The organism is Aquabacterium sp. (assembly GCF_016234775.1).
Lineage (GTDB): Bacteria > Pseudomonadota > Gammaproteobacteria > Burkholderiales > Burkholderiaceae_C > Aquabacterium.
Genome location: NZ_JACRAH010000003.1, coordinates 133,892 through 156,760, shown reverse-complemented (window position 1 = coordinate 156,760; position 22,869 = coordinate 133,892). Strand labels below are relative to the sequence as shown.

The following is a 22,869-nucleotide window of genomic DNA, read 5'->3' as shown; positions in this document are numbered from 1 at the left end:
GATCACCTCCATCCAGGCCGTTTACGTCCCTGCGGATGACTTGACCGACCCGTCGCCTGCCACGACTTTCGCTCACTTGGACTCCACCGTCGTGCTGTCTCGTGACATCGCTTCGCTGGGTATCTACCCCGCCGTGGACCCACTTGACTCGACCTCGCGTCAGCTGGACCCGAACGTGGTGGGCGAAGAGCACTACCAAGTGGCCCGTGGCGTGCAAAACACGCTGCAGCGCTACAAGGAACTGCGCGACATCATCGCGATTCTGGGTATGGACGAGCTGGCTCCTGAGGACAAGCTCCTGGTTGCCCGCGCTCGTAAGATCCAGCGTTTCCTGTCGCAGCCTTTCCACGTGGCCGAAGTGTTCACGGGCTCGCCTGGCAAGTACGTGCCTCTGAAGGAAACCATCCGTGGTTTCAAGATGATTGTGAACGGCGAGTGCGATGCACTGCCTGAGCAAGCGTTCTACATGGTTGGCACAATCGACGAAGCCTTCGAAAAAGCCAAAAAGGCGTGATCACCGGCGTAATCGGGCGGCAGGCGGCGTTGCCGTGCTCTACGTAGCTTCCGCTACGTCTGTGCGCGGCGCCTTGCCTGACACCCGATTACTTGGTGCTCACATCCTTTTTACGCGCTTGAGTAGAGCGTTTAAGGAAACAAAGCATGTCCACCATTCACGTTGATGTTGTCTCCGCCGAAGAGTCGATCTTTTCGGGTGAAGCGACGTTGGTGTCCCTGCCCGGTGAAGTGGGTGAGCTCGGCATTCTGCCGAAGCACGCACCGCTGATCACCCGGATCAAGCCGGGCGCCGTGCGCATCCAGCGCGCCGACAACAAGGAAGAAGAGTTTGTCTTCGTGGCCGGCGGCATTCTGGAAGTGCAACCTGGTTGCGTGACCGTTCTGGCCGACACCGCCATCCGCGGCAAGGATCTGGACGAGGCCAAGGCCAATGAAGCCATTCGCCTGGCTCAGGAAGCCGTTCAGAACGCCAAGGGCGAGCTGGATCTGGCCAAGGCTCAAAGCGAGCTGGCCACCATGGTGGCTCAACTGGCTGCCATCGCCCGTCTGCGCAAGAAGTGATCTGATTCGACGCGCAACTGCTCGGCGTTCGCCGCGGCAGTCTGCAAGTCAACCCGAAGCCCGCTGGCCTTGCCGCGGGCTTTTTTCATGGCTGATCGGTGCCGTGGGTGGCCAGTGCTTGCTGGCGAACCTGCAGTGGCGTCAAGCCGGTCCAACGCCTGACAGCGCGGTGAAAGGGGCTCACTTCTGTGTAACCGCAGTCCTGCGCAACCTCACCAATCGAGCAGGCCGTGTCCCGCAGCAGCCGCAAGGCGCGCTCTCGGCGCACTTCTTCAACCAGCTCCTTGAAGCTCAGGCCTTGTTCCGCCAGGCGCTTTTGCAACTGCCTTGGGGTCACGCTGGCCCATTCGGTGTCGCTGGCCGCTACCGCTTGCGTGACGCCTTCCAGATGCAATTCGATGCCCTGGCGCATGTGTTCGGCCAGCACCAGTCGAGCCCGCATCAACATGGTGTCGCCTGAGGGGCGCTGTGCAAGTTGCTGCGCCGTGCGGGTCGCCATCAGTTGGTGCATGGCGGGGTCGGCATTGGGGTTGAGCCAGGCCAGCCAGTCGGCGGGCATCAGCTCACGGCAGTCGGGCGTGTCATAGCGCACGGCAATGCCCACGAAACGATCGAAGATGTCGGCTTGTGCAGGGCGCGGGCAAGGCAGGTCAATGCGAACGGGCACGAGATCACGCCTGCCGTACACCCAGCGCGCAAAGCTCAGTCGGGCACCGACCAGGAACCACCAGAACGCGACGTGACGAGGCAGGGGAATGTCGATGGGCTCGTGCCGTATCTCGATCAGGCCTTTGACGACCCGGTGCTGCGCCAGGAACTCGTCGCACAACAAGGTCTGAAACCGCTCGAACATCCTCAAGCCATCCTCGCCCACCGCGCTGCTCATCAAGGCGTAGCCCAGGCTGCCCAGGTGCAAGGGGCGCACGGCTTGCGCGGCATGCAGGGCTATTTGCAGCTCGCCTGTCAGCTCGCACGCGATCTCCAGGGCCTGACTCAGCGCTGCCGCAGGTATGCGCGCGCCGTCCGAGATGTGTTCGGGCCGAAGGCCCAGTGCGGCCCAGACCGGGTCAGCGGACAGGCCTCGTGCGCTCACGGTGTCGGGCAGCACGCGCACAAAGCTGGCCTGGAAGCCCCGGGTGGCTTTGTCTGTGGGCTGGCGAATGGCGATGGTCATGGTTACCCAGGGGTTCTGCGGTCAAGCGGCGTGCATGGTCGGTCAATGATCTGGCGGGCCTGGTGCCTCAGCATGGTGAGCATCACCCCTCATCCAGTTCAGTAGCACCACATCATGATGACAGTTCAACAAACCAAGGCCAATGATACGGGCGCTCATCCAGCCGGGCTGAACAAGCCTTTGCCCTCCCGACATGGCGCAGACATGCTTGAGGCCCGCCAGATGGCCAGCCGATTGCGCTTGCTGATCACGGGCAACCCGGAGCCGGATGAGGCAAGCTGGCAAGCCATGGGCGAGGCCTTGTGGCGCGGTGACAAGCTGGCCGACGACCTGGTCGCCTGGATGCACGAACTGGGCATGGCACGCGCCTGGGGCTTGTTCGAACGTGCGATGCAATCCGCATCGGCGCTGCCTCCGGAGACGCCAGCCCCCTTGCGGCGCTTCATCGGGGCCACGCACGGTTGGCCTGATTGGGTGAATGCCGAGGAACTGACGCTGGGCGCGCGCGTGCTCCAGTCAACCGGCTTGCACGGCATGATGGTGTTGCGTGACGCGGGCCTGATGGCCGGTTATCAGGCCTCCGCCATCAACCAGACCCTCATCATGACGGGCTCCTTGCACAAGGGCGCGCAACGCCGTGTGGCCGAAACCACAACCTGGTGGCTGGCATGTACGGAAGATGGCGGCATGGAGCCGGGCGCGCCAGGCTTCACGATGACGCTGCGTGTGCGCGTCATGCACGCCCTGGTGCGCCATCAATTGCAGCATGGCGGCAAGTGGGATGAAAGCAAGCTGGGCTTGCCCGTCAATCAGCTGGACATGCAGGCGACCTATCTGGCCTTCAGCGTGGTGCAACTCCTGGCTTTGAAAACCACGGGTGTGTGGCTGACAGGCAAGGAGTCACAGGCTGTCATGCACTTGTGGCGCTACATCGGCTGGCTGATGGGGGTCGAGCCAGGCCTGTTGAGTGACGAGGAGCAACAAGGCCGTGTGGCGCTTTATCAGAACGTGCTGAGTCAGGCTGGCGCCGATGAGAGCAGCGTGATGCTGGGCCGTGCGCTCATGGACGAGCCCCTGCAGCGCCACTATGCCAATCTGCCAGGCTTGCGCGGGCGGCTGAACAAGGCTCGCCACCTGAGCCTGGTGAGCTGGTTCGTGGGCACGTCGGGCATGCGCGCCCTGGGTTTGCCGGCCACCGTGCCCTGGTACCCCTTGCTGATGATGGTGCCGCTGGCCTTGCGCACGACCTTGATCCACCTGCTCCCGGGTGGCGTGTCAGCCTGGGCGAAACGAGGGCGCGACGTGCAAAGGCGCTATTTGCCCGTGCTGCTGGGTGAACGACCGCCACAACATCTGACCGGCGGCACGTCGCATCATGAGAAGCAGGCACGATAGACTGTAGGGCTCCAACCACAGACTTCGATCACGGAGCCCGATTCATGTCCACCGCGCGCAAGGCTGCCAGCAAGGCCCCGGCCAAAAAGGCTGCCGCCAAACCCAAGACCAGGCCTTTGACCATTCAGGACTATCTGCAAAAGATCCTGACCAGCCGGGTCTACGACGTGGCCATTGAAAGCCCGCTGGACGAAGCCCGCAGCCTGTCGCGTCGCCTGGGCCATCAGGTCTTCCTCAAGCGGGAAGACAAGCAGCCCGTGTTCAGCTTCAAGCTGCGTGGGGCCTACAACAAGATGGCGCAACTCAGCCGGGCGCATCTCGAAAAGGGCGTGATCTGTGCGTCGGCTGGCAACCACGCACAAGGCGTGGCCATGGGGGCGCGCCGCCTGGGCTGCCAGGCCACCATCGTGATGCCCACCACCACGCCCCAGCTCAAGATCGATGCCGTGCGCGCCTTCGGTGGCGACAATGTGCAGATCGTGCTGCACGGTGAAAGCTATTCGGATGCGGCCCTGCACGCCAAGGAGCTGGAGCGCAAGCGGGGCATGACCTTCGTGCACCCCTTTGATGATCCGGACGTGATCGCGGGCCAGGGCACCGTGGCCATGGAAATCCTGCGCCAGCACAGTGGCCCCATTGATGCCGTGTTCGTGGCCATTGGTGGTGGCGGCCTGATCAGCGGTGTGGCCGCCTACATCAAGGCCGTGCGCCCGGAGATCAAGGTGATCGGCGTTCAGATGAGCGATTCCGACGCCATGGTGCGCTCGGTCAAGGCCGGCAAGCGCGTCACCTTGCAGGACGTCGGCCTGTTCTCGGATGGCACGGCCGTGAAGCTGGTGGGCGAAGAAACGATGCGCCTGACCAAGGCGCTGGTTGATGATTTCGTGATCGTCAGCACCGACGAGGTCTGTGCTGCCATCAAGGACATTTACCAGGACACCCGCTCCATCGTGGAGCCGGCCGGTGCGCAGGGCGTGGCCGCCGTCAAGCAGTACGCCGAGCGTCATGGCGGCCAGGGCAAGACCTACATCGCCATCAACTGTGGCGCCAACATGAACTTCGACCGGCTGCGCTTCGTGGCCGAGCGCGCCGAGGTGGGCGAGCAGCGCGAAGCCCTGATGGCGGTGACCATCCCCGAGGAGCGCGGTTCATTCAAGCGTTTTTGCGAAACCATCGGCCCGCGCAGCGTGACCGAGTTCAACTATCGCATCTCCGACGAGAAGCAGGCGCACGTGTTCGTGGGTCTGACGACGAGCGAGAAGGGTGAGTCCAAAAAGGTGGTGCGGCAATTCGAGTCGCAAGGCTTCAAGACCGTGGACCTGACGCACGATGAACTGGCCAAGACCCACATTCGCCACATGGTGGGTGGGCGCTCTTCGCTGGCTGAAGGCGAGCGCCTGTACAGCTTCATCTTCCCGGAGCGCCCCGGCGCCTTGATGACCTTCCTGACCAGCCTGCCCCCGGGCTGGAACATCAGCCTGTTCCATTACCGCAACCAGGGTGCGGACTATGGTCGCATCCTGGTGGGCCTGCAGGTGCCCAAGGCCGAGACGAAAGCCATCACGCCCTTCCTGGACAAGCTGGGCTACATCTACGTGGACGAGACGCGCAACCCGGTTTACCGCCTCTTCTTGCGCTGAACCGAGGCCTGCTGCGCCTACAAAAAAGCCCTGAACATCCATTCAGGGCTTTTGACTTTTTGGGGCAGGCGCAAGGCCTGTCAGATCAGTTTGGGCGACCGGGGCGCCCCATGTGACCAGGCAAGCCCGGCGGGGCCCCGCCTTCTGGTGCGCTCAGTGAGCCGGTGGCGCTAACCATGCCATTTGGTGGCGGCGGTGGGGGCGAGCCTGCGCCCTCATTCGTGCTGAAGCCGCTGACAGGCGGCAGGGCGCCGGTGCTGGGGGCGGGCAACAAGGGCAGGTCCAATGTGGTCGATGTGGCGCCGTCGGCGGTGCCAACGGTGGCGCTGCGCTGCGTCAGTGACTGCAGGATCATGTCGCCATCGATCACGCCGCCTACTTTCACGGCGCGAGGGGGGTTGCCGTCAATTGACAATAAGGCAACACCCGTGCCGTCACCTTCCGTGCGTGGCGCGATGGCGCCGATCAGCTTGAGCCGACTGGCCAGGGCCGATGCGGCGGACGGGTCGGCCGTGGGGACAGCGGCTTTGACAGGCCCGGCCAGCAAGCGATGCAGGTCACCTTGCGCGCCACCATCCAGCGACACCGGGGTCGCATTGGCGGGCACGCCTGTCGGTCGGGCCAACCAGCGCAGGCCCCAGTACGCCAGACTCGCCGCGACGGCGGCCCAAATGATGAGGGCGAAGATGCGTGATGCCATGATCCGGCCATTATGATGGGTGTTCGATGCGTCGTGCGCCCTAAAGTAGCCTTTGAACCTCGGGTTCATCCCGCATCGAACCGGTCCCGTCCTCGTGCATGCTGGCGCCCTTGGTTGTTCAATGGGAACCAAGTGCTCGAATTCGGTGTCCCATGGCCAGATTGTTTTCGGAAATTCACATGAAGATGTTTGCGCGTACCCCTCAGCGTGCCCGGGAGGCCGTCAAAGCCCTGCAACGTGGCTTCACGCTGATCGAACTGATGGTTGTGCTGGTGATCATCGGGCTGCTGGCTGCCCTGATCGTGCCCAACGTGCTGGACCGGGCCGACGACGCCCGCGTGACGGCTGCCCGAACCGACGTCAGCAACCTGATGCAGGCGCTCAAGCTTTACAAGCTGGACAACCAGCGCTTCCCGACCGCCGAACAAGGCTTGCAAGCCCTGGTGACCAAGCCTACGGCGTCGCCGGTGCCCAACAACTGGAAGCCCTATCTGGAAAAGCTGCCCAATGACCCATGGGGCCGCTCCTATCAATACGTCAACCCTGGCGTGAAGGGGGCCGTTGATGTGTTCAGCTTCGGCGCGGACGGCCAGGCCGGTGGCGAAGCCCGCGATGCCGATATCGGTTCCTGGCAGTAAGGCGCGCCGCGCTCGCGGCTTTACCTTGCTCGAATTGATGGTGGTGGTGGCGATGATCGCGATCACCACCGCTGTCGTTTCTTTCGCGATTCCTGATCCGTCAGCGACGCGCCTGGAGCGTGAAGCCGCACGCCTGATTGCCTTGCTGGAATCTGCCCGCACGCAAGCCCGGGCGGGCGCCATGACCGTGCTGTGGGTGCCGCAGCCCAATGGCCCTGAAGCCGACTACCAGTTTCTGGGCATGCCGCCAGCCCTCATGCCGCCGCTCAAATGGCTGGAGCCCGATGTGAAGGCTGAGGTCGCTGGCGCCAAAAGCATCGTGCTGGGGCCCGAGCCGGTCATTGGCGCGCAAAGTGTGATCTTGCGGCTGGAAGACAAGCAGATCATCATCAGCACCGATGGGCTGAGTGCTTTTGATGTGCTCACCGGTGATGCTGACCAGGACAATGCCGAAGGCGAGCAGGAGGTGGCGCATGCGTCCGGTAACTGAGATCCCCATCTCGGCGCGCGCATGGCAGCCAGGCATGACCCTGATCGAGGTGCTGGTGGCCCTGGCGATTGTGGCCATGACCCTGTCTGCCGGCATCAAGGCGGCCGGTGGGCTGACGCTCAACGCCCAGCGCATGCGCGACCTGACCATGGCGCAGTGGTGTGCCGAAAACCAGATCACGGCACTCAAGCTGGGTAAGATCTACCCTCCGGTGGGTGACAGCGATTTTTCCTGCGCGCAATTGGGCCGATCCTTCCCTGGTCACCTGACTGTCAGGCCGACCCCCAATCTGAACTTCCGGCGCGTGGACGCGCAGGTGATGGACGAGCAGCAGCAGCCCATCGTCAAGTTGTCCACGGTGCTGCCGCGTTTCTGATGACCGCCATGTTGCCCCCACGCGCTCGTTTTCCGGTTGGCCAAGGCGGGTTCACGCTGATCGAGGTACTGGTGTCCTTGCTGATCCTGTCGGTGCTGGCCGCCACGGCCTGGAAGGGCATGGACGGCATCAGCACGGCCAGGCAAGTGGCCGACGGCAACCTCAAGCAGACGCTGAGGCTGCAGTCGGTCATGACCCAGATGGAGTCCGACATGGGGCAGGTGATGGACACCATGATCGTCAATGGCATGCAGTTTGATGGCGCGCACCTGCGTCTGACCCGCCGTGTGGCCGAAGGTGTGCAGGTGGTGGTGTGGTACGTGCAGCGTGGCCGCCTGTTGCGCTGGGCCAGCCCGGTGACCTACAAGTTCGGCGAGTTGCAGAAATACTGGATGAGCTCGTATCAATTGCGTGGCAAGGAGCCGGGTACGCTGACCGCCCTCAAGGGGGTCGAGCAGTGGCAGGTCTACTGCTTTCGCAGCGGGGCGATGAGCAATTGCCAGTCCACGGGCAATGTGTTTACCCAGCCGACGCAGGCGCAGGGGGCGGCCTCTGGCGCGACAGGCGGGCAAAGTGGCCTCGGTGCCTTGATGCGCGAGCAGTTGCCCAACGCCATTCGCAGCCAGTTGACGTTGGGTGAGGGCAGCGGTTTTGGCGGCACACTGACCCGCGACATCATGCTGGCGCCTCAGCCCACTCAGAACTGATTGGTGCACATGATCAAGCCCATCCATCCTCCTGTGTCTCAGGCCCGCCAGCGCGGTGCAGCCTTGCTGATGGCCATGGTCATCGTGACCCTGGTGGCCACGCTGGCGGCGTCGATGGTCTGGCAGCAATGGCGCGCCACGCAGGTGGAGGGAGCCGAGCGCATCCGCACGCAGGCCAGCTGGGTGCTCAGCGGCGCACTGGACTGGGCGCGACTGATTCTGCGCGAGGATGGCAAGAACGGTGGCCCGGATCACCTGGGCGAGCCTTGGGCGATTCCGCTGGCCGAGGCCCGGCTGTCCACCTTCCTGGCATCCGACAGCAACAACAACAGTGCAGACATGGATGACGCGCCCGAGGCCTTCCTGTCAGGCAAGGTGGAAGATGCCCAGGCCAAATACAACTTGCGGCGCTTGTTTTCGGAGTCCTCCGGTGACATCGATCCGGAAGAGGTGAAGGTGTTCAAGCGTCTGCTGGAGTCTCTGAGCATGTCGCCCTCGTTGGCTGACGGGATCGCCGACGCCATGCGCAAGGCGGTGCTGGCTGCGGCATCCCTGTCCGATCCGGAGGTCTTGAGCAAGCTGGGCGGGGAGCAGGGGCGGGCTCAGGCTGCGATCGTGCCGCAAACCTTTGATCAGATCTTGTGGCTGGGCCTGGATGCGGGTACGCTGGAGCGCCTTCGCCCCTATGTCACCTTGCTGCCGCAGCGGGACACCAAGGTCAACGTCAACACGGCGCCCAAAGAGGTGATCGCAGCGGTGGTTGACAACCTGGACCTGGCTCGGGCTGCGCGGATCGTGCAGGCGCGTCAGCGTAATCCGGCCAAGGACGGCGTGGCCGAATTTTTCCAGATGCATGTGGGGGCGGCGGTGCCGGCCTGGAATCTGGAGCGGCTGTCCATTGACTCCAAATTCTTTGAAGTTCGGGGGCGACTGCGTTTCGAGGACAACATCATCGAGCAACGCCATCTGGTGGAGCGTGTGAGCGCAAATGACGTTGTCGTGCGACACCAGTCGCGTTTTTCCGGACTCGACAAAGCGGCAGATACCGGCTCGACCCCATGATGGGGGCATTCTTTACCGTCAAAGCAGGTATCAATCCTTAAATGGGCGCTATTCCTGCGCTCCTACAATGCGGTGGCATCTATGCTGGATGCTGAAAAATTTTGAAAACCTGACCGTCTGGGCATGAGCATTCTCATCATTCAATTGCCGGCGCGTGTGCGTCTGAGTGCCGACGCGGCTGCGGCGGAAGCCAGTGCTGCGTCTTCGGCATCCGGGCCGAAGGAGTACAGCTATGTGCTCAGCGTCGACGGCATGTCGGCGGCGCGTCAGGGCCGTTGTGCCGCGCCCATGCTGCCTAGAGCGGACAGCGTCGTGGCGGTCATGGCGCCAACGGACTTGAGCTGGCACCGCGTGACCTTGCCCAAGGCGCCCGCCGCCCGCTTGCGTGCGGCGCTGGCCAGCATGCTGGAAGATGCGCTGCTGGACGATCCCGAGAACCTGCATCTGGCGGTGGCGCCGCTGGCGAAGGTCGGGGCGCCCACCTGGATCGCTGCGTGCGACCACACCTGGCTGACCAGCCAGCTCATGGCGCTGGAAAAAGCCAAGATCCGTGTCGAGCGTGTGGTGCCGAGCATTGCGCCCGATGAGCCGCCCACGGCCTACTTCCACGAGGAAATGTACGGCGCCGGCAACAGCGAAGAGCCAGGTGCCGACATGCTGCTCACCTGGTCGACACCTGATGGCGTGGCCACTTGGCCTGTGGCCGGCAGCCTGTCGCGCAGCCTCCTGCCTGATCCGCTGCCGGTGCAGTCCCGCTTTTTCGCCACGCCGCCCGTGGCTTCTCCGGCCGAGCGCTGGCTGGGCCGCGCCGTGACGGTGCAAAGCCCGACCGAGCACCTGTTGCTGGCTGCGCGCTCGATCTGGAACATCCTGCAGTTCGAGCTGACCCCGCGCAGCAAGGGCCTGTATGCGCTGACTGACCAATGGCGTCGTGTGATGGGGCCGCAATGGCGCCCTGCTCGCATGGGCGTGTTGGCACTGGTTGGGGCGCAGGTACTCGGCTTGAATCTGTGGGCCTGGCAACAATCTCAGCTGGTCAAGTCCAAGAAGGCGGCCATGGTGACGCTGCTCAAGCAGGCGCATCCGCAGGTGCAGGCCGTGCTGGACGCCCCCGCCCAGATGCGTCGCGAGACGGAAGCCTTGCGCGCGCAGGCCGGGCAAGCGGGTGGCAACGATCTGGAAGCCCTGATGGCGGCTGTGGCCAGTGCCTGGCCGCCAGAGCAGCCCACTGCCGGGCTGCAGTACGACGGCAACGCCCTGACCCTGTTGCCCCCGGGTGGCTGGGGGCAGGCCGAGCTGGAGCAGTTCCGCAGCAAGCTGAGCGCAGCGGGTGTGCAGGTCGAGACGACCGACGGCCGCTTGACGGTGCGTCGAACGAACGGTTGAGGCCCTCCTCGAAAGCATTCAGATGGCAAATTCTTCCTTACAGGCACTGAAGCAGGAGTGGCAGACAAAGTGGTCCGCCATGGCCCCGCGCGAGCGTCAGATTGCCGTGGTCGCGGTCTGGCTGGCTGGGTTGACCTTGCTGATCATGGTCGGGATCCGGCCTGCCTGGCGCACTTTGAGCGACACGCCTGCCCAGTTGCGTGAACTCGACAGCCAGCTCGATCAGATGCGGCGTCTCGCCGACGAGGCGCAGTTGCTCAAATTGCGTCCGCCCGTGCCGCCGGCGCAATCCGAAGCAGCCTTGAAGTCCGCCACGGATCGCCTGGGCAGCGGCGCCAAATTGCTCATTCAGGGTGACCGGGCCACGCTCACGCTCAACAAGGTGTCGGGTGATGCGCTGGCATCCTGGCTGGATGAAGCGCGTGGCGCGGCACGGGCCAAGCCCACCGAGGCCGGCCTGATGCAGGTGGAGCAGGGGGTGTACTCCGGCAACATCGTGCTTGCCTTGGGCCCGGGCTCAGGAGGCGGCCGTTGAGGCCGGACTGATCCACATGGCTGGCATCCCCTTTATCAACAAGCGCCCTGCCTGGATGCAGGGGGCCGGTGCGTTGACCACCCGTTGGCTCGAATCGACGATGGAGATCGCGCGCTGGGAAAACATGCGCAAGGCCGGTCGTCGCTGGGGCTGGTGGGGCGCTGGCCTGGGCACCCTGGTGGGCATGGTGATGTATGCACCGGCCAGTTGGTTGGCGCAAGGCGTGGTCGAGCTGACCGGCAAGCGCCTGTTGCTGGCCGAGTCTCAGGGCACGATCTGGAAGGGTGATGCTGTTGCTGTTCTCACCGGTGGGACAGGAAGCCGGGATGCCCGCGCTTTGCCTGGGCGGCTGAACTGGCGCATGCGGTTGCACGGTACCGGCGTGATGCTGACCCTGCAGCAAGATTGCTGCATGCCCACACCCGTGGTGATGGTGGTGTCGCTGGGCCTGGGGCGCATCAAGACCGATGTACGCCTGCAAACCTCACCCACGGACAACGCCGTGGCCAGCCTGTCGTCCCAAGGCGAGATCGGGCATTGGCCCGCCGCCTGGCTGGGTGGCCTGGGCACGCCTTGGAATACCTTGCAACTGGGGGGCGTGCTGCGCCTGTCGGCCCAGGATTTGAGCATTGAGGTTGTGCAAGGTCGCGCTCGCATCCAGGGGCGGGCTGATCTGGCGCTGGACAACGTGGCATCCCGCGTGACCACGCTGGATCGCCTGGGTTCCTATCGCCTGGATCTGGGTGGCGATGCCCAGGGCCAGTTGCAGATGTCTTTGAGCACTGTAGACGGCGCGCTGCAGTTGTCGGGCCAAGGGGGCGTCAGCTCCGGCGGCATGCGTTTCCGTGGGGAAGCGCGCGCCAGTGAGGCCGAAAAGGGCGCACTGGACAATTTGTTGAACATCATCGGGCGCCGTGAAGGCGACCGCTCAGTCATTTCGATCGGATAAGTCATGAAGACCCATCCCCAGCTGACCCGCCCTCGTGCTACCGCGCTGATCGTGGCCATGGCATTGACCTTCGGGCCTGGTGGCTTGCTGCCCATCGGCATGGCCGTCGCTGCCACCGCCGCACCGAAGAAGGCGCCGGCAGGCCCGACCGTCACGCTCAATTTCGTCAATGCCGAGATTGAAGGCGTGGCGCGCGCCATGTCGGCCATCATCAATCGCCAGATCCTGGTTGATCCGCGCGTCAAGGGGGCCATCACCCTGTACAGCGACCAGCCCTTGACCTCGCGTGAGGCCTACCTGAACTTCCTGGCCGCGCTGCGTGGTCAAGGTTTCAGCCTGGTGGAAGTGGCCGGCCTGCTCAAGGTGGTGCCCGAAGCCGAAGCCAAGCTGCAGACCGGTACGGTGGACGTGGGCACGGTCAAGCAGTCGGGCGATCAGGTGCTGACGCAGATCTTCCGTGTGCAGTACGAAAACGCCAACAACCTGGTGACCGTGCTGCGCCCGTTGATCAGCCCCAACAACACGATCAACGCCAACGCGTCCACCAACACGCTGGTCATCACCGATTACGCCGACAACCTCAAGCGCCTTGGCCAGATGATTGCCGCGCTGGATGTGCCCACGGCAACGGACATGGAAGCCATCCCGTTGCAGTACGCGATCGCCGCTGACCTGGCGCCGGTCGTGCAGAAATTGGCCGACGGTGGGGGTGGCCCGGCGGGTGCGCCTGGCGCGGTGGGCGGGCAGACCACGATGGTGCTGTCGGACTCTCGCACCAACACCCTGATGGTGCGTGCCCCTAACGCCGCCCGCATGACCTTGGTGCGCAACCTCATTCAACGCCTGGATCGCCCTGGTACCGCAGGACTGGGCGGCAGTGGCATTCATGTGGTGTACCTGAAGAACGCCGACGCCGTGAAACTGGCGCAGGTGCTGCGCGCAGCCTTCCCGGGTGCCGGTGGTTCGGGCGGTGGCGCTTCTGGTGGCAGCTCGACCGGCGCTGGCGCCAGTGGCATGCCCACATCCAATATGGGTGGCGTGCAGAACACGGCTTCCAGTGGCGGGGCTTCGCAGCAGGCCACGGCGCCTGTTGCAGCGTCTGCGGGGCCATCTACAGGCGGGTTCATTCAGGCTGACCCCAGCACCAACTCGCTGATCATCACAGCCACCGATGCGCTCTACAAGCAATTGCGCGCCGTGGTGGATCAATTGGATGGTCGTCGTGCGCAGATCTACATCGAGTCGATGATCATCAAGGTCGATGCTGACAAGGCCGCGCAGATTGGTGTGCAGTGGGCTGCGGCCATGGGCGGGAAATCGAACCCGGTTGGCTTCGGCACGAATTTGCCGACGAGCAAGGTGACGGGTTTGTTTGACGTCGTCTCCGCAGCAGGGAGCAAGGTGCCCAGTGGCATGAGCCTGGGCGTCGCGCACAAGTTGAGCGATGGCACTTACAGTTTGGGTGCGCTGGCTACCTTCCTTGAAACGCAAAGCGGCGTGAACATTCTGTCGACGCCCAACATGGTGGCGCTGGACAACGAAGAAGCCAAAATTGTGGTGGGCGAGAACGTTCCGTTTGTCACGGGCCAGTACACCAACGGCGCGACCAGCAGTGCGGGTTCAGTGAACCCATTTACCACCGTTGAACGCAAGGATGTGGGCTTGACGCTCCGCGTGCGGCCACAGGTTGGCGAGGGTGGGACGGTGCGTATGACCGTGTTCCAGGAAAATTCGAGCGTCAAGCCTTCCGCTGATACGACGAATGGACCGACCACGTCGAAGAGCTCCATCGAAACGACCGTGGTCGTCGACGACGGTCAGACTTTGATTCTGGGGGGCTTGCTCAAGGACGAGCAGACAAACGGCCAAAGCCAGGTGCCGTTCCTGGGCGACATCCCTGTCATCGGCAACTTGTTCAAGAGCCGGGAGCGCAGCCGGGCCAAGACGAATCTGATGGTTTTCTTGCGCCCGGTCGTGATGCGCACCCAGGACGACAGCAATGCGCTGACCATGGATCGCTACGAGTACATGCGTAACGCGCAGCAGGAGTTGTCTCAAGAAGGGCGCGTCCGGATGAGCAGTAGTGAAGGCCCGGTGCTGGACCCGCTCAAGCTCAGTAACAAGCTGACGATGCCTTCGGTGCGCCAGCCTATGGATGATCCGAACGCCCCCGCCCCGACCGTGGTGATGCCGCGAGACTCCGGCTACGCGCCCAAGCTGGCGCCGCAACCTGCCAGCGGCAACAAGTAAGGATTTCGAGCATGGGCGCACGTCACCCCCTTCCTTACGCGTTTGCCAAGGCCAACGGGCTGCTGCTGGAGTGCGATGAGGAACGCTCCACGCTGTGGGCCAGCACGGCCGTGTCACCGTCGGCGCTGTCCGAGGTGATGCGCCTGTACGTGGTCAATGCCATCGAGCAGGAGCCATCGGAGACGCTGGCCCAGCGCATTGCCTCGGCCTACTCCGCAGGCGAAGGCAGTGCTGCGGCCGTGGTGGGTGAAGTCGAAAGCGCGGTGGACCTGTCCCGCATGATGCAGGACCTGCCCGCCGTGGAAGACCTGCTCGAATCCAGCAACGATGCGCCCATCATCCGGATGCTCAATGCGCTGCTGACGCAAGCTGCCAAAGATGGTGCTTCCGACATCCACATCGAGCCCTACGAGCGTTCATCTGCCGTGCGCTTCCGTGTGGACGGCACCTTGCGTGAAGTCGTGCAACCCAACAAGGCCTTGCACGCGGCCCTGATCTCGCGCCTGAAGATCATGGCCGAGCTGGACATCTCTGAAAAGCGCCTGCCGCAAGACGGGCGCATCAGCCTGCGCATCGGCGGTCGCGCGGTGGACGTGCGGGTCTCGACCCTGCCTTCGGCCCACGGTGAGCGCGCCGTGCTGCGCCTGCTGGACAAGGGCGACGCCAACAAGTTCACCCTCGAATCGATGGGCATGAGCGGCGACTCGCTGGACCGCTTCAAGCGCCTGCTGCGTCAGCCTCACGGCATCGTGCTGGTGACCGGCCCGACCGGCTCCGGCAAGACGACCACGCTGTACGCGGGTTTGAGCACCGTCGATGCCCAGACCACCAATGTGCTGACGGTGGAAGACCCCGTTGAATACGAACTGCCCGGCATCGGCCAGACCCAGGTCAACGCCCGTATCGATCTGACGTTTGCCAAGGCCTTGCGCGCCATCCTGCGTCAGGATCCGGACGTCATCATGATCGGTGAAATCCGTGACCTGGAAACCGCCCAGATCGCCGTGCAGGCTTCGCTGACGGGTCACCTGGTGCTGGCCACGCTGCACACGAATGACGCACCCAGCGCCGTCACCCGTCTGACCGACATGGGCATCGAGCCCTTCCTGCTGTCATCGTCCTTGCTGGGTGTGCTGGCGCAGCGCCTGGTGCGCAAGCTGTGCCCGCATTGCAAGCGCGAGGACGATCATGGCAAGTGGCACCCCGTGGGTTGCAGCGAATGCGGCATGAGTGGCTACAAGGGCCGAACGGGTGTGTACGAGCTCATGGTGGCGGACGACGACATCCGCGCCCTGATCCACGAGCAAGCTTCTGAAGCGAAGCTGTTCGAGCGCGCCCAGCAAGCCGGCATGCGTACCATGCGTGATGACGGCGACCGACTGGTGGCCGAGGGGGTGACGTCGCTCGAAGAAGTCCTGCGGGTCACGCGGGAATAAGGACGAGGTCGCCACATGCCAGCCTTCCGCTTTGAAGCCCTTGACGCCGCCGGCAAGACCATCAATGGTCTGGTCGAGGCCGACAACCCCAAGGCCGCACGGGCGCAGCTGCGTTTGCAGCAACTGGTGCCCCTGAAGGTGGAAACCGTTGTGCAGGGCACTGCGGGTGAAGGTGAGGGCCTCAACAAGCAGCTCTTCGTTCGCAAGGTCTTCAATTCAAGCTCGCTGGCGATCTGGACCCGGCAGCTGTCGGGCCTGGTCGTGGCCGGCCTGCCGTTGGAGCGCGCGCTGACGGCGCTGGCTGATGAAGCTGAAGATCCGCGTCAGCGTGAGCTGGTGTCGCACCTGCGCGCTGAAGTGAATGCGGGTTCGCCTTTTGCCCGTGCACTGCAGGGGTCACCCCGCGAGTTCGACGACGTCTACCGCGGCGTGGTAGCGGCCGGCGAGCAAAGCGGTCAGCTGGGCACGGTGCTGGACAAGCTGGCCAACGATCTGGAAGAGCAGCAGGCGCTCACCTCCAAGCTGATTGGCGCAACGCTGTACCCGGCCATCGTGTCGCTGTTTGCCATCGTCATCGTGATCGCCTTGCTGGTGTTCGTGGTGCCGCAGGTGGCGCAGGTGTTCTCCAGTGGCAAGCGGGCACTGCCTGCGCTCACGCAATTCATGCTGGCACTCAGTGCTTTCATGCGCAACTGGGGCTGGTTGCTGGCCCTGGTATTGATCGGCGGCACCGTGGCCTTGATGCTGGCGCGTCGCAATGAAGACTTTCGCCAGAAGTTCGATGCCTTCTGGCTGGAGTTGCCCCTGATCGGCAAGCTCTCGCGTGGCTACAACGCCGCGCGCTTTGCCGGCACGCTGGCCATGCTGGCGGGCTCGGGTGTGCCCATCCTGAAGGCCTTGCAGGCCGCTGCTGAAACGCTGTCCAACCGCGCGATGCGGGCTGATGCGATGGAGGCCTTGGTGCAGGTGCGCGAAGGGGCGCCGCTGGCCTCAGCCCTGGCGGCCAAAAAGCGATTCCCTGGGTTGCTGTCGATGTTTGCCCGCCTGGGCGAGCAGACGGGTCAGTTGCCCGTGATGCTGCAGCGCGCGGCCAACCAGCTGTCTGGCGAAGTGCAGCGCAAGGCCCTGGCGATTGCGACCATCCTGGAGCCCTTGCTGATCGTGGTCATGGGCCTGGTGGTGATGCTGATCGTGATGTCGGTGATGATGCCGATCATGCAGATGAACACCTGGGTGAAGTAAGCCTTCGGCAATCTGCCACTTAGTTCACTGAATGCGTATGGACGGCGGCCCCTGATCGGGGCCGCTCCTCTTGGTGCGCGTTGGATTCAATGATATGAATGGCTGCATCCCCCTTGTTCACGGGCTTTGACTCGCAGGGCTTTGTTGCATGATGGGGTGAGCGTGTTGAAGCCTGGAGGGCCGATATGAGCAGCTGTACCGATCTTGTTCCCGTCCAACAAGAGGCCTACAGAGGGCGCATTCCGATTGCGCACATGCGGCATGTCTACAAGCTCGACGAGGTCGAAAAGCGCCTGGGCAAGCTGCCTCCACGCGAACACGAATCCTTGCGGGCCACCTACGAGCGCATGCTGGAGATGGGCCCGGAGCGCTTCCAGGTCAAACCATCAGGCCTGCCGGCGATGGACCACCTCTACGACGAGTTGCCCAATTTCCACGAGGTGCTCGACGACCTGCGTCGCCAGCTGGCGCTGTGCGCAGACAGTCGCGATGCGCTGGAGATCACGCCCATGCTGCTGCTGGGCCCGCCTGGTGTCGGCAAGACCCACTTTGCGCGCGAAGTGGCGCAACTGCTGGGCACGGGCATGGGCTTCATCTCCATGAGTTCGATGACGGCGGGCTGGGTGCTCTCAGGCGCATCCAGCCAGTGGAAGGGCGCACGCCCCGGCAAGGTGTTCGAGACCCTGGTGGACGGCCAGTACGCCAACCCGGTGATGGTGGTCGACGAGATCGACAAGAGCGGCGGTGAACACGCGTATGACCCGCTGGGTTCGCTCTACAGCCTGCTGGAGCACGACACGGCCGGCCACTTCACCGACGAGTTCGCCGAGGTGTCCATTGACGCCAGCCAGGTGATCTGGGTGGCCACGGCCAATGACCTGCGCGGCATCCCGGATCCCATCCTCAACCGCATGAATGTGTTTGACATCAACATGCCCGATGAGGAGGCGGCGCGCAAAATTGCCTCGAAGCTGTATCGCAGCATCCGCGCCGATCACGACTGGGGGCAGCGCTTCGAGCCGGAGTTGAGCGATGCCTTGCTCGGCGAGATGAGCCATTACGCACCACGCGAGATGCGGCGTGCGCTGATGACGGCCTTCGGTAATGCCAAGCTTGATGGGCGTTACCAACTGGAGGTGCGAGACCTGCCAGAGCAGGGGGGCAAGCGCCAGCCCATCGGCTTCATGCAATGACGAGCGGTGCAGCCTTCTGGCAACAAGATTCGTAAGAACCTGTTTCGTGTTGCACGCCTCCAGGGGGGGGCGGCGGTCACCCACCTTGGTGCGCATTCGTCGTGAATCGATCATCCTGTAACGCAACTGGGGCTTGCCCTGTTGAAGTGATTTGCATATCACATATCTTTGTCTTGGTTTTTCGGACGCTCGCAGGCATCGCGGGCATGGCTCAACCTGAAATCAAGAGGATCGATATGCGTACCCCACATCCAAAGCCCTTGGCTCATCTGGCACCACTGGCGGCGGCCGTCGCCACGGCCGGCCTGTGTGCCACCATGGCCGCACACGCCGCGACCTTGCAAGTCAAGGAAACCAACGATGGTGCCTTGCCTGTGCAGTGGCATCTGCGTGACAACACCGTCGGTATCGGTGCCTTCACCGCCTGGGCCATGGCGGGCACCCAGCCCCAGACGCAGTCCGTGGTGGCCGTCATGGACACCAACATCGAACTGGCCAACTACGATCTCAAGAATCGCCTGGTGACGGGCTGGGACGCTCGCAACAACACGGCCTACCCCACGGCGTGGTTGCTGGGGGCCAGTTTGCACGGCACCTGGGTCAGCACCGTTGTGGCGGCGGAAGCGAACAACGGCAGTGGCGGCGCTGGTGTGGCTGGTCCCGCGCCAGTCAAGGTCATGCCCCTCAAGTATGTGAACGAAGCGGACATGTGCGGCGCCAGCATCAAGCCCAGCGCAATTTCATCCATTTATACCGCCACGGCGAGAGCCTTGCGTTATGGCATCGACAACAACGCCAAGGTGATCAACATCTCATCCGGTGTCACCATCCATGTAGGCAGCCTGTCGGCCGCTGACCGGGTGCAGTTCGACCAGTTGATGGCGCTGTTCAAGGAGGCGCGAGACCGAGGCATTCTGGTGGTGACGGCAGCGGGCAATCTGCATTACGACGCAGATCGCCACGCCAACGAGCGACTGGTCATGGTCAAGGGCTGGGACACCCTGCCTGATGGCACGAACGAATGCGCCGCGCCGCGCTACAGCCTCATCAAGTGGGAGAGCGATCTCAATGCCCTGGAGGCCGGTGCCTTGCAAAGTGGCCAGGCCTTTTCTGCCTCGGTCACGGCGGTCGGTGCAACAGGCGCGAGCAGCACCTATCCTGTGCAAGTGCAAGTTGCCACGATGGTGCCCAAGGGCTCGGTGATGTTCCCGGCCGGTCTGTCCCAGGCACCCTACAACCTGGACAACATCGTCACGGTGGGCGGCTCAGGTTTGGACGGCAAGATGTGGGTGGAGGCTTGCCCCTCATCGGTGGCTGATTTCGCCAAGGCCTTGGGCGACACCACGCCCAATATCTGCGCAGGATCGACCTATGGCAAGGTCGTGGACCTGGTGGCCCCGGCGAAGGATGTCTATGTGCTGGGCCTCAATGGCGCGGTATCGACGGTGTACAACGGCACCTCGTTTGCGACGCCCATGGTATCGGGCGCAGCAGGTCTGGCGCTCACCGTCCGCCCCAATCTGACGGCGGCACAACTCAAGGCGGCACTGACGGCCGGCGTCAACAAAGATCGCATTCGCCCAGGGGTGATGACCACGGCCGAGATCCTCAACATGCCGCGCATGCTGTCGTCGCCTGGCATCGGCATCGTCAATACGTATCCACCTGGCCGCACGGCCGAGCTGTCGGCGCCGACCTGGAGCAGCACGGCCCGCACCTACACTTTCAACGACACGGTGACCACTGATGACAAATCGCTGGTGCGCTGGAGTTGGGATTTCGGTGACGGCACCACAGCCCAGTCGACCACCCGCACCATCACCCATCCTTTTGCGCTCAATGGTGCTTACAAGGTGGGCGTGACGGTTTATGACAACGAAGGCAACACCCGCGTCAGTGCCCGTGAGTACAAGGTTTATGGCAGTCGGCGCGATCTGGTGACCTTGAGCCTGGCCGGTGCGCAGCCTTACGCGATCTCGGGCGATCTGGTGTCAGGTAACTTGAGCGTGGCGGCAGGCGTCCTGAGTCAACGCAAGGTGACCGGCACAGGTGTGCTGCGTAACGGCAGCGGGCAGAACGTCACCGTGACATTTGATGTGAGCACCAACTGGTTTGGCGGTGGCGCATCGGGCACCATCACCGTCAAGGACCCTGTGAGGGGCACCCTGACGGCGGCCCTCGCCAACGGTACCTTGAGCCGGGACGTGAGCATTGATCAGGCCGTGGGGAGCTTCACCGGCCAGGCTGGTGCGTTCACGGGCGCGTCGTTCACGGTGCGCGATACCGATGATTGATGCGGCATAAACTAGGCCCCTTGTGCACTTACAGCCAAGGGGCTTTTTTATGGCTGCCAGCCTGTCCGGGCGATTGGTCGTCGCGATTTCGTCGCGCGCGTTGTTCGATTTCGAAGAAGAAAACCGCTTGTTTGAAGGTGTGGACGACCGCGCCTACATGAAGCTGCAACTGGACAAGGTTGATGAGCCGGCCAAGCCGGGCGTGGCCTTCTCGCTGGTGCGCAAACTGCTGGCCTTCAATACGCCGGAGAAGGCCCGTGTCGAGGTGGTGATCCTGTCTCGCAACGACCCTGTTTCAGGCATGCGGGTGTTCAGATCAGCCAAGCACTATGGCCTGCCCATCGAGCGTGGCGTGTTCACGCGTGGGCAGAGCCCCTGGCGTTATCTCAAGCCCCTGCAGGCGCATCTCTTCCTGTCGGCCAACGAAAATGATGTGCGCTCGGCTTTGGGGGCGGGCGTGCCGGCGGCGCGGGTGTTGCCGCATGCGGCGCGGGCCGGAGAGGCGCATCCAAACGAAGTGCGCATCGCCTTCGACGGTGACGCGGTGCTCTTCTCGGATGAGGCCGAACGTGTCTTTCAAAAGGGCGGGCTCAACGCTTTTCAGGCGCATGAAGTGGCCATGGCCGATCAGCCGCTGCCCGATGGGCCCTTCAAGCCTTTGTTGATGGCCCTGCATGACTTGCAGCAGCATGACCCGGCACACGGTGAAGATGCCATGCGCATTCGCACAGCCCTGGTCACCGCGCGTGGCGCCCCTGCGCATGAACGCGCCATCCGCACGCTGATGGACTGGGGCATCGAGGTGCATGAAGCCTTGTTCCTGGGGGGGCTGCCCAAAGGCGAGTTCCTGCGCGAGTTCGAGCCCGATTTTTTCTTCGATGACCAGACGGGCCACGTGGAAAACGCCGCGCCACATGTGCCTTCGGGGCATGTGGCTGCCGGCATCGTCAATGCAGGAGACAAGCCATGAGCGAAGAACTGTCCGACTTCTTTGCCTTGCCACCATTCAAGGCCGACGAAGCCTTGGTCAAGCTGCGGCGCGATCTGCGTGAGCTCAAGCCTTTATCTGAAAAGGGTACGGGCGCGCCGATTCGCTTCGAGTGGAAAGGCTTGCCTGTGATCGAGTTGAGCGTGTCGGCGCCCGACGAGAAACCCGCGCTGGCGGTGAGCTTGGCCAAGCGGCCCAGTCAACGGCCTGAATGGCTCAAGCAGACCTTGTCATCGAGCGCCGAAGTGCGCAAGTGGCTTGATGGGCTCAAGCTCAACCTCAAACGCTGGGATGACGAGGACTGATCAGTCGTCCAGCAGGGTCTTGAGCCGCTGCAGGTCGGCTTGCACAAGGGCCGCGTCTTCTGCGAATTGCGCTTCGCTCATGCCGGGGCGTTGATGCAGCAGGAACGACACCTCGCTGCCACAGCCTTTTGACACCACCCGCATGGTGTTCATCACCTCCTCGCCATTGGGCAGGCGCACGACGTGGTCCAGGATGCCGTCGGCGTTGGCGGGCGTGAACCACAGGCGCACCAGGCCCTCGTTCATCTGCACCAGCCACTCGTCGCCATCGGGTGTCACGCTGCGGGCAAAGCCCGGCGCCCACTCGGGCAGGTGGCGAGGGTCGGACGCATAAGCCATGACGGCGTCAGGTTCGACGTTGATGTCCACGGTGAGGGTGAGCGTGCGCATGTCAGGCCGCCTGTCTGGTGATCAGCTCGTCGTCGATGGCCGAGGCGCGAGAGGCCGCGGGCCGTGTGGTGATGCGCTCGATGTAGGCCTGAATCGCAGGCGTCAAGGGCACCAGGCCGAAGTGGGTGGTCCAGGCCAGAGCAGTGCCCCAGAGCACATCGGCAGCGCTGAAGCGCTCACCCAGCAGATAAGGGCCTTTGGCCAGTTGATCGGTGAGCGTGGACAGCATGGTGTCGAAGTCGCCATAAGGGCTGGTGGAGGGCGGCGCAGGTTCGCGCTTCATGGCGCGGTCCACCACGGCAGGTTCGAACGAAGAGCCATAGAACACGAGCCAGCGCAGGTAGGGACCGCGCAAGGGATCACCCATTTGCGGCGCCAGGCCTTTGTCGGCGTACAGATCGGCCAGGTAGATGTAGATGGCGCCTTGTTCTGTGATCAGTGCGCCTTGATGTTGCAGCGCCGGGACCTTGCCCATGGGGTTGATGGCCAGGTAGGCGGGTTGGCGTTGTTCCCCGGCTTTCAGGTTCAGCACGTGCAGCTCGTAGTCCGCTCCCAGTTCCTCCAGCAAGGTCATGACGCCTCGCGAGCGCGTCTGCGGGGCGTGGTGAAGGATCACGTGGCGTTCACTGGTCATGGCGGGCT

The 22,869-nt window shown here is 63.5% G+C and carries 22 protein-coding genes and 1 pseudogene; 19 read left to right on the top strand and 4 right to left on the bottom strand.

The genetic code is table 11. From position 1 onward, the window contains the following. Positions 1-514, top strand: a pseudogene (locus tag HY836_RS02195) (F0F1 ATP synthase subunit beta); the annotation flags it as partial. Between the two features lie 146 nt (positions 515-660). Further along, complete coding sequence (locus HY836_RS02190) at positions 661-1,077, top strand: F0F1 ATP synthase subunit epsilon (protein WP_290673131.1); 417 nt, start codon at positions 661-663, stop codon at positions 1,075-1,077. An 85-nt stretch (positions 1,078-1,162) separates the two neighbouring features. Here the strand turns inward: HY836_RS02190 and HY836_RS02185 are convergent, their stop codons facing one another. Continuing rightward, on the bottom strand, positions 1,163-2,251 hold the full coding sequence (locus HY836_RS02185) for an AraC family transcriptional regulator ligand-binding domain-containing protein (protein ID WP_290673129.1): 1,089 nt from the start codon (positions 2,249-2,251) through the stop codon (positions 1,163-1,165). Positions 2,252-2,365: 114 nt separating this feature from the next. Between HY836_RS02185 and HY836_RS02180 the strand changes: the two genes are divergently transcribed. Together HY836_RS02180 and ilvA are read left to right on the top strand one after the other, a co-directional pair. Next, positions 2,366-3,646, top strand: coding sequence for an oxygenase MpaB family protein (locus tag HY836_RS02180; protein WP_290673127.1), 1,281 nt, complete (start codon positions 2,366-2,368; stop codon positions 3,644-3,646). A 44-nt stretch (positions 3,647-3,690) separates the two neighbouring features. Then, a complete protein-coding gene (ilvA, locus tag HY836_RS02175; RefSeq protein WP_290673125.1) occupies positions 3,691-5,286 on the top strand; it encodes a threonine ammonia-lyase, biosynthetic in 1,596 nt (531 codons plus the stop codon). 85 nt (positions 5,287-5,371) lie between these two features. Here ilvA and HY836_RS02170 read toward each other — a convergent pair whose 3' ends face one another. Continuing rightward, the gene (locus HY836_RS02170) at positions 5,372-5,986 is read right to left on the bottom strand and encodes a hypothetical protein (RefSeq protein ID WP_290673123.1); all 615 of its coding nucleotides are present in this window, start codon (positions 5,984-5,986) and stop codon (positions 5,372-5,374) included. A 179-nt stretch (positions 5,987-6,165) separates the two neighbouring features. Here HY836_RS02170 and gspG point away from each other — a divergent pair, with 179 nt between their 5' ends. From gspG to HY836_RS02095, 15 genes are all read left to right on the top strand, one after another. Then, on the top strand, positions 6,166-6,624 hold the full coding sequence (gspG, locus tag HY836_RS02165; RefSeq protein WP_290673121.1) for a type II secretion system major pseudopilin GspG: 459 nt from the start codon (positions 6,166-6,168) through the stop codon (positions 6,622-6,624). Then, positions 6,599-7,114, top strand: a complete 516-nt coding sequence (locus HY836_RS02160) for a prepilin-type N-terminal cleavage/methylation domain-containing protein (RefSeq protein ID WP_290673119.1) — start codon at positions 6,599-6,601, stop codon at positions 7,112-7,114. The genes gspG and HY836_RS02160 overlap by 26 nt, the downstream gene beginning before the upstream one ends. Further along, positions 7,098-7,490 (top strand): type II secretion system minor pseudopilin GspI, encoded by a 393-nt coding sequence (gene gspI / locus HY836_RS02155; protein WP_290673117.1) that lies wholly within the window; start codon positions 7,098-7,100, stop codon positions 7,488-7,490. Before HY836_RS02160 ends, gspI begins: the two co-directional genes overlap by 17 nt. An 8-nt stretch (positions 7,491-7,498) precedes the next feature. Beyond that, positions 7,499-8,197 (top strand): type II secretion system protein J, encoded by a 699-nt coding sequence (locus HY836_RS02150; protein ID WP_290673115.1) that lies wholly within the window; start codon positions 7,499-7,501, stop codon positions 8,195-8,197. Between the two features lie 9 nt (positions 8,198-8,206). Continuing rightward, positions 8,207-9,259: a type II secretion system minor pseudopilin GspK gene (gene gspK, locus HY836_RS02145; protein WP_290673113.1), complete on the top strand. Its 1,053-nt coding sequence runs from the start codon at positions 8,207-8,209 to the stop codon at positions 9,257-9,259. A gap of 123 nt (positions 9,260-9,382) precedes the next feature. Next, the gene (gene gspL, locus HY836_RS02140) at positions 9,383-10,645 is read left to right on the top strand and encodes a type II secretion system protein GspL (RefSeq protein WP_290673111.1); all 1,263 of its coding nucleotides are present in this window, start codon (positions 9,383-9,385) and stop codon (positions 10,643-10,645) included. 22 nt (positions 10,646-10,667) lie between these two features. Beyond that, positions 10,668-11,180 carry a type II secretion system protein GspM gene (gspM, locus tag HY836_RS02135; protein WP_290673109.1) on the top strand — a complete coding sequence of 171 codons (513 nt, stop codon included), beginning with the start codon at positions 10,668-10,670 and terminating at the stop codon, positions 11,178-11,180. Between the two features lie 16 nt (positions 11,181-11,196). Beyond that, the gene (gspN, locus tag HY836_RS02130) at positions 11,197-12,129 is read left to right on the top strand and encodes a type II secretion system protein N (protein WP_290673107.1); all 933 of its coding nucleotides are present in this window, start codon (positions 11,197-11,199) and stop codon (positions 12,127-12,129) included. A 3-nt stretch (positions 12,130-12,132) separates the two neighbouring features. Beyond that, positions 12,133-14,379, top strand: a complete 2,247-nt coding sequence (gene gspD, locus HY836_RS02125; RefSeq protein WP_290673105.1) for a type II secretion system secretin GspD — start codon at positions 12,133-12,135, stop codon at positions 14,377-14,379. 11 nt (positions 14,380-14,390) lie between these two features. Beyond that, positions 14,391-15,815 (top strand): type II secretion system ATPase GspE, encoded by a 1,425-nt coding sequence (gene gspE, locus HY836_RS02120; protein WP_290673103.1) that lies wholly within the window; start codon positions 14,391-14,393, stop codon positions 15,813-15,815. Between the two features lie 15 nt (positions 15,816-15,830). Then, positions 15,831-17,057, top strand: a complete 1,227-nt coding sequence (gene gspF, locus HY836_RS02115; protein WP_290673102.1) for a type II secretion system inner membrane protein GspF — start codon at positions 15,831-15,833, stop codon at positions 17,055-17,057. Between the two features lie 185 nt (positions 17,058-17,242). Further along, positions 17,243-18,250: an AAA family ATPase gene (locus tag HY836_RS02110; protein ID WP_290673100.1), complete on the top strand. Its 1,008-nt coding sequence runs from the start codon at positions 17,243-17,245 to the stop codon at positions 18,248-18,250. Between the two features lie 236 nt (positions 18,251-18,486). Further along, positions 18,487-20,544 carry a S8 family serine peptidase gene (locus HY836_RS02105; RefSeq protein WP_290673098.1) on the top strand — a complete coding sequence of 686 codons (2,058 nt, stop codon included), beginning with the start codon at positions 18,487-18,489 and terminating at the stop codon, positions 20,542-20,544. Positions 20,545-20,593: 49 nt separating this feature from the next. Then, positions 20,594-21,514, top strand: a complete 921-nt coding sequence (locus HY836_RS02100; RefSeq protein ID WP_290673097.1) for a 5'-nucleotidase — start codon at positions 20,594-20,596, stop codon at positions 21,512-21,514. Then, complete coding sequence (locus HY836_RS02095) at positions 21,511-21,837, top strand: hypothetical protein (protein WP_290673096.1); 327 nt, start codon at positions 21,511-21,513, stop codon at positions 21,835-21,837. Before HY836_RS02100 ends, HY836_RS02095 begins: the two co-directional genes overlap by 4 nt. Here HY836_RS02095 and HY836_RS02090 read toward each other — a convergent pair whose 3' ends face one another. Both HY836_RS02090 and HY836_RS02085 read right to left on the bottom strand, forming a co-directional pair. Then, positions 21,838-22,227 carry an SRPBCC family protein gene (locus HY836_RS02090; protein WP_290673095.1) on the bottom strand — a complete coding sequence of 130 codons (390 nt, stop codon included), beginning with the start codon at positions 22,225-22,227 and terminating at the stop codon, positions 21,838-21,840. Between the two features lies 1 nt (position 22,228). Continuing rightward, positions 22,229-22,861 carry a glutathione S-transferase family protein gene (locus HY836_RS02085; protein ID WP_290673094.1) on the bottom strand — a complete coding sequence of 211 codons (633 nt, stop codon included), beginning with the start codon at positions 22,859-22,861 and terminating at the stop codon, positions 22,229-22,231. Positions 22,862-22,869: the final 8 nt, after the last annotated feature.

Bases quoted from the DNA above. Each gene is read 5' to 3' on its own strand.
- HY836_RS02085 (WP_290673094.1), bottom strand. From the start codon at position 22,861: ATGACCAGTGAACGCCACGTGATCCTTCACCACGCCCCGCAGACGCGC.
- HY836_RS02105 (WP_290673098.1), top strand. From the start codon at position 18,487: ATGCGTACCCCACATCCAAAGCCCTTGGCTCATCTGGCACCACTGGCG.
- gspK (WP_290673113.1), top strand. From the start codon at position 8,207: ATGATCAAGCCCATCCATCCTCCTGTGTCTCAGGCCCGCCAGCGCGGT.
- gspE (WP_290673103.1), top strand. From the start codon at position 14,391: ATGGGCGCACGTCACCCCCTTCCTTACGCGTTTGCCAAGGCCAACGGG.
- gspL (WP_290673111.1), top strand. From the start codon at position 9,383: ATGAGCATTCTCATCATTCAATTGCCGGCGCGTGTGCGTCTGAGTGCC.
- ilvA (WP_290673125.1), top strand. From the start codon at position 3,691: ATGTCCACCGCGCGCAAGGCTGCCAGCAAGGCCCCGGCCAAAAAGGCT.
- HY836_RS02180 (WP_290673127.1), top strand. From the start codon at position 2,366: ATGATGACAGTTCAACAAACCAAGGCCAATGATACGGGCGCTCATCCA.
- gspN (WP_290673107.1), top strand. From the start codon at position 11,197: ATGGCTGGCATCCCCTTTATCAACAAGCGCCCTGCCTGGATGCAGGGG.
- HY836_RS02160 (WP_290673119.1), top strand. From the start codon at position 6,599: ATGCCGATATCGGTTCCTGGCAGTAAGGCGCGCCGCGCTCGCGGCTTT.
- HY836_RS02100 (WP_290673097.1), top strand. From the start codon at position 20,594: ATGGCTGCCAGCCTGTCCGGGCGATTGGTCGTCGCGATTTCGTCGCGC.
- gspF (WP_290673102.1), top strand. From the start codon at position 15,831: ATGCCAGCCTTCCGCTTTGAAGCCCTTGACGCCGCCGGCAAGACCATC.
- HY836_RS02170 (WP_290673123.1), bottom strand. From the start codon at position 5,986: ATGGCATCACGCATCTTCGCCCTCATCATTTGGGCCGCCGTCGCGGCG.
- HY836_RS02150 (WP_290673115.1), top strand. From the start codon at position 7,499: ATGTTGCCCCCACGCGCTCGTTTTCCGGTTGGCCAAGGCGGGTTCACG.
- gspG (WP_290673121.1), top strand. From the start codon at position 6,166: ATGAAGATGTTTGCGCGTACCCCTCAGCGTGCCCGGGAGGCCGTCAAA.
- HY836_RS02185 (WP_290673129.1), bottom strand. From the start codon at position 2,251: ATGACCATCGCCATTCGCCAGCCCACAGACAAAGCCACCCGGGGCTTC.
- HY836_RS02090 (WP_290673095.1), bottom strand. From the start codon at position 22,227: ATGCGCACGCTCACCCTCACCGTGGACATCAACGTCGAACCTGACGCC.
- HY836_RS02190 (WP_290673131.1), top strand. From the start codon at position 661: ATGTCCACCATTCACGTTGATGTTGTCTCCGCCGAAGAGTCGATCTTT.
- HY836_RS02095 (WP_290673096.1), top strand. From the start codon at position 21,511: ATGAGCGAAGAACTGTCCGACTTCTTTGCCTTGCCACCATTCAAGGCC.
- gspM (WP_290673109.1), top strand. From the start codon at position 10,668: ATGGCAAATTCTTCCTTACAGGCACTGAAGCAGGAGTGGCAGACAAAG.
- HY836_RS02110 (WP_290673100.1), top strand. From the start codon at position 17,243: ATGAGCAGCTGTACCGATCTTGTTCCCGTCCAACAAGAGGCCTACAGA.
- gspD (WP_290673105.1), top strand. From the start codon at position 12,133: ATGAAGACCCATCCCCAGCTGACCCGCCCTCGTGCTACCGCGCTGATC.
- gspI (WP_290673117.1), top strand. From the start codon at position 7,098: ATGCGTCCGGTAACTGAGATCCCCATCTCGGCGCGCGCATGGCAGCCA.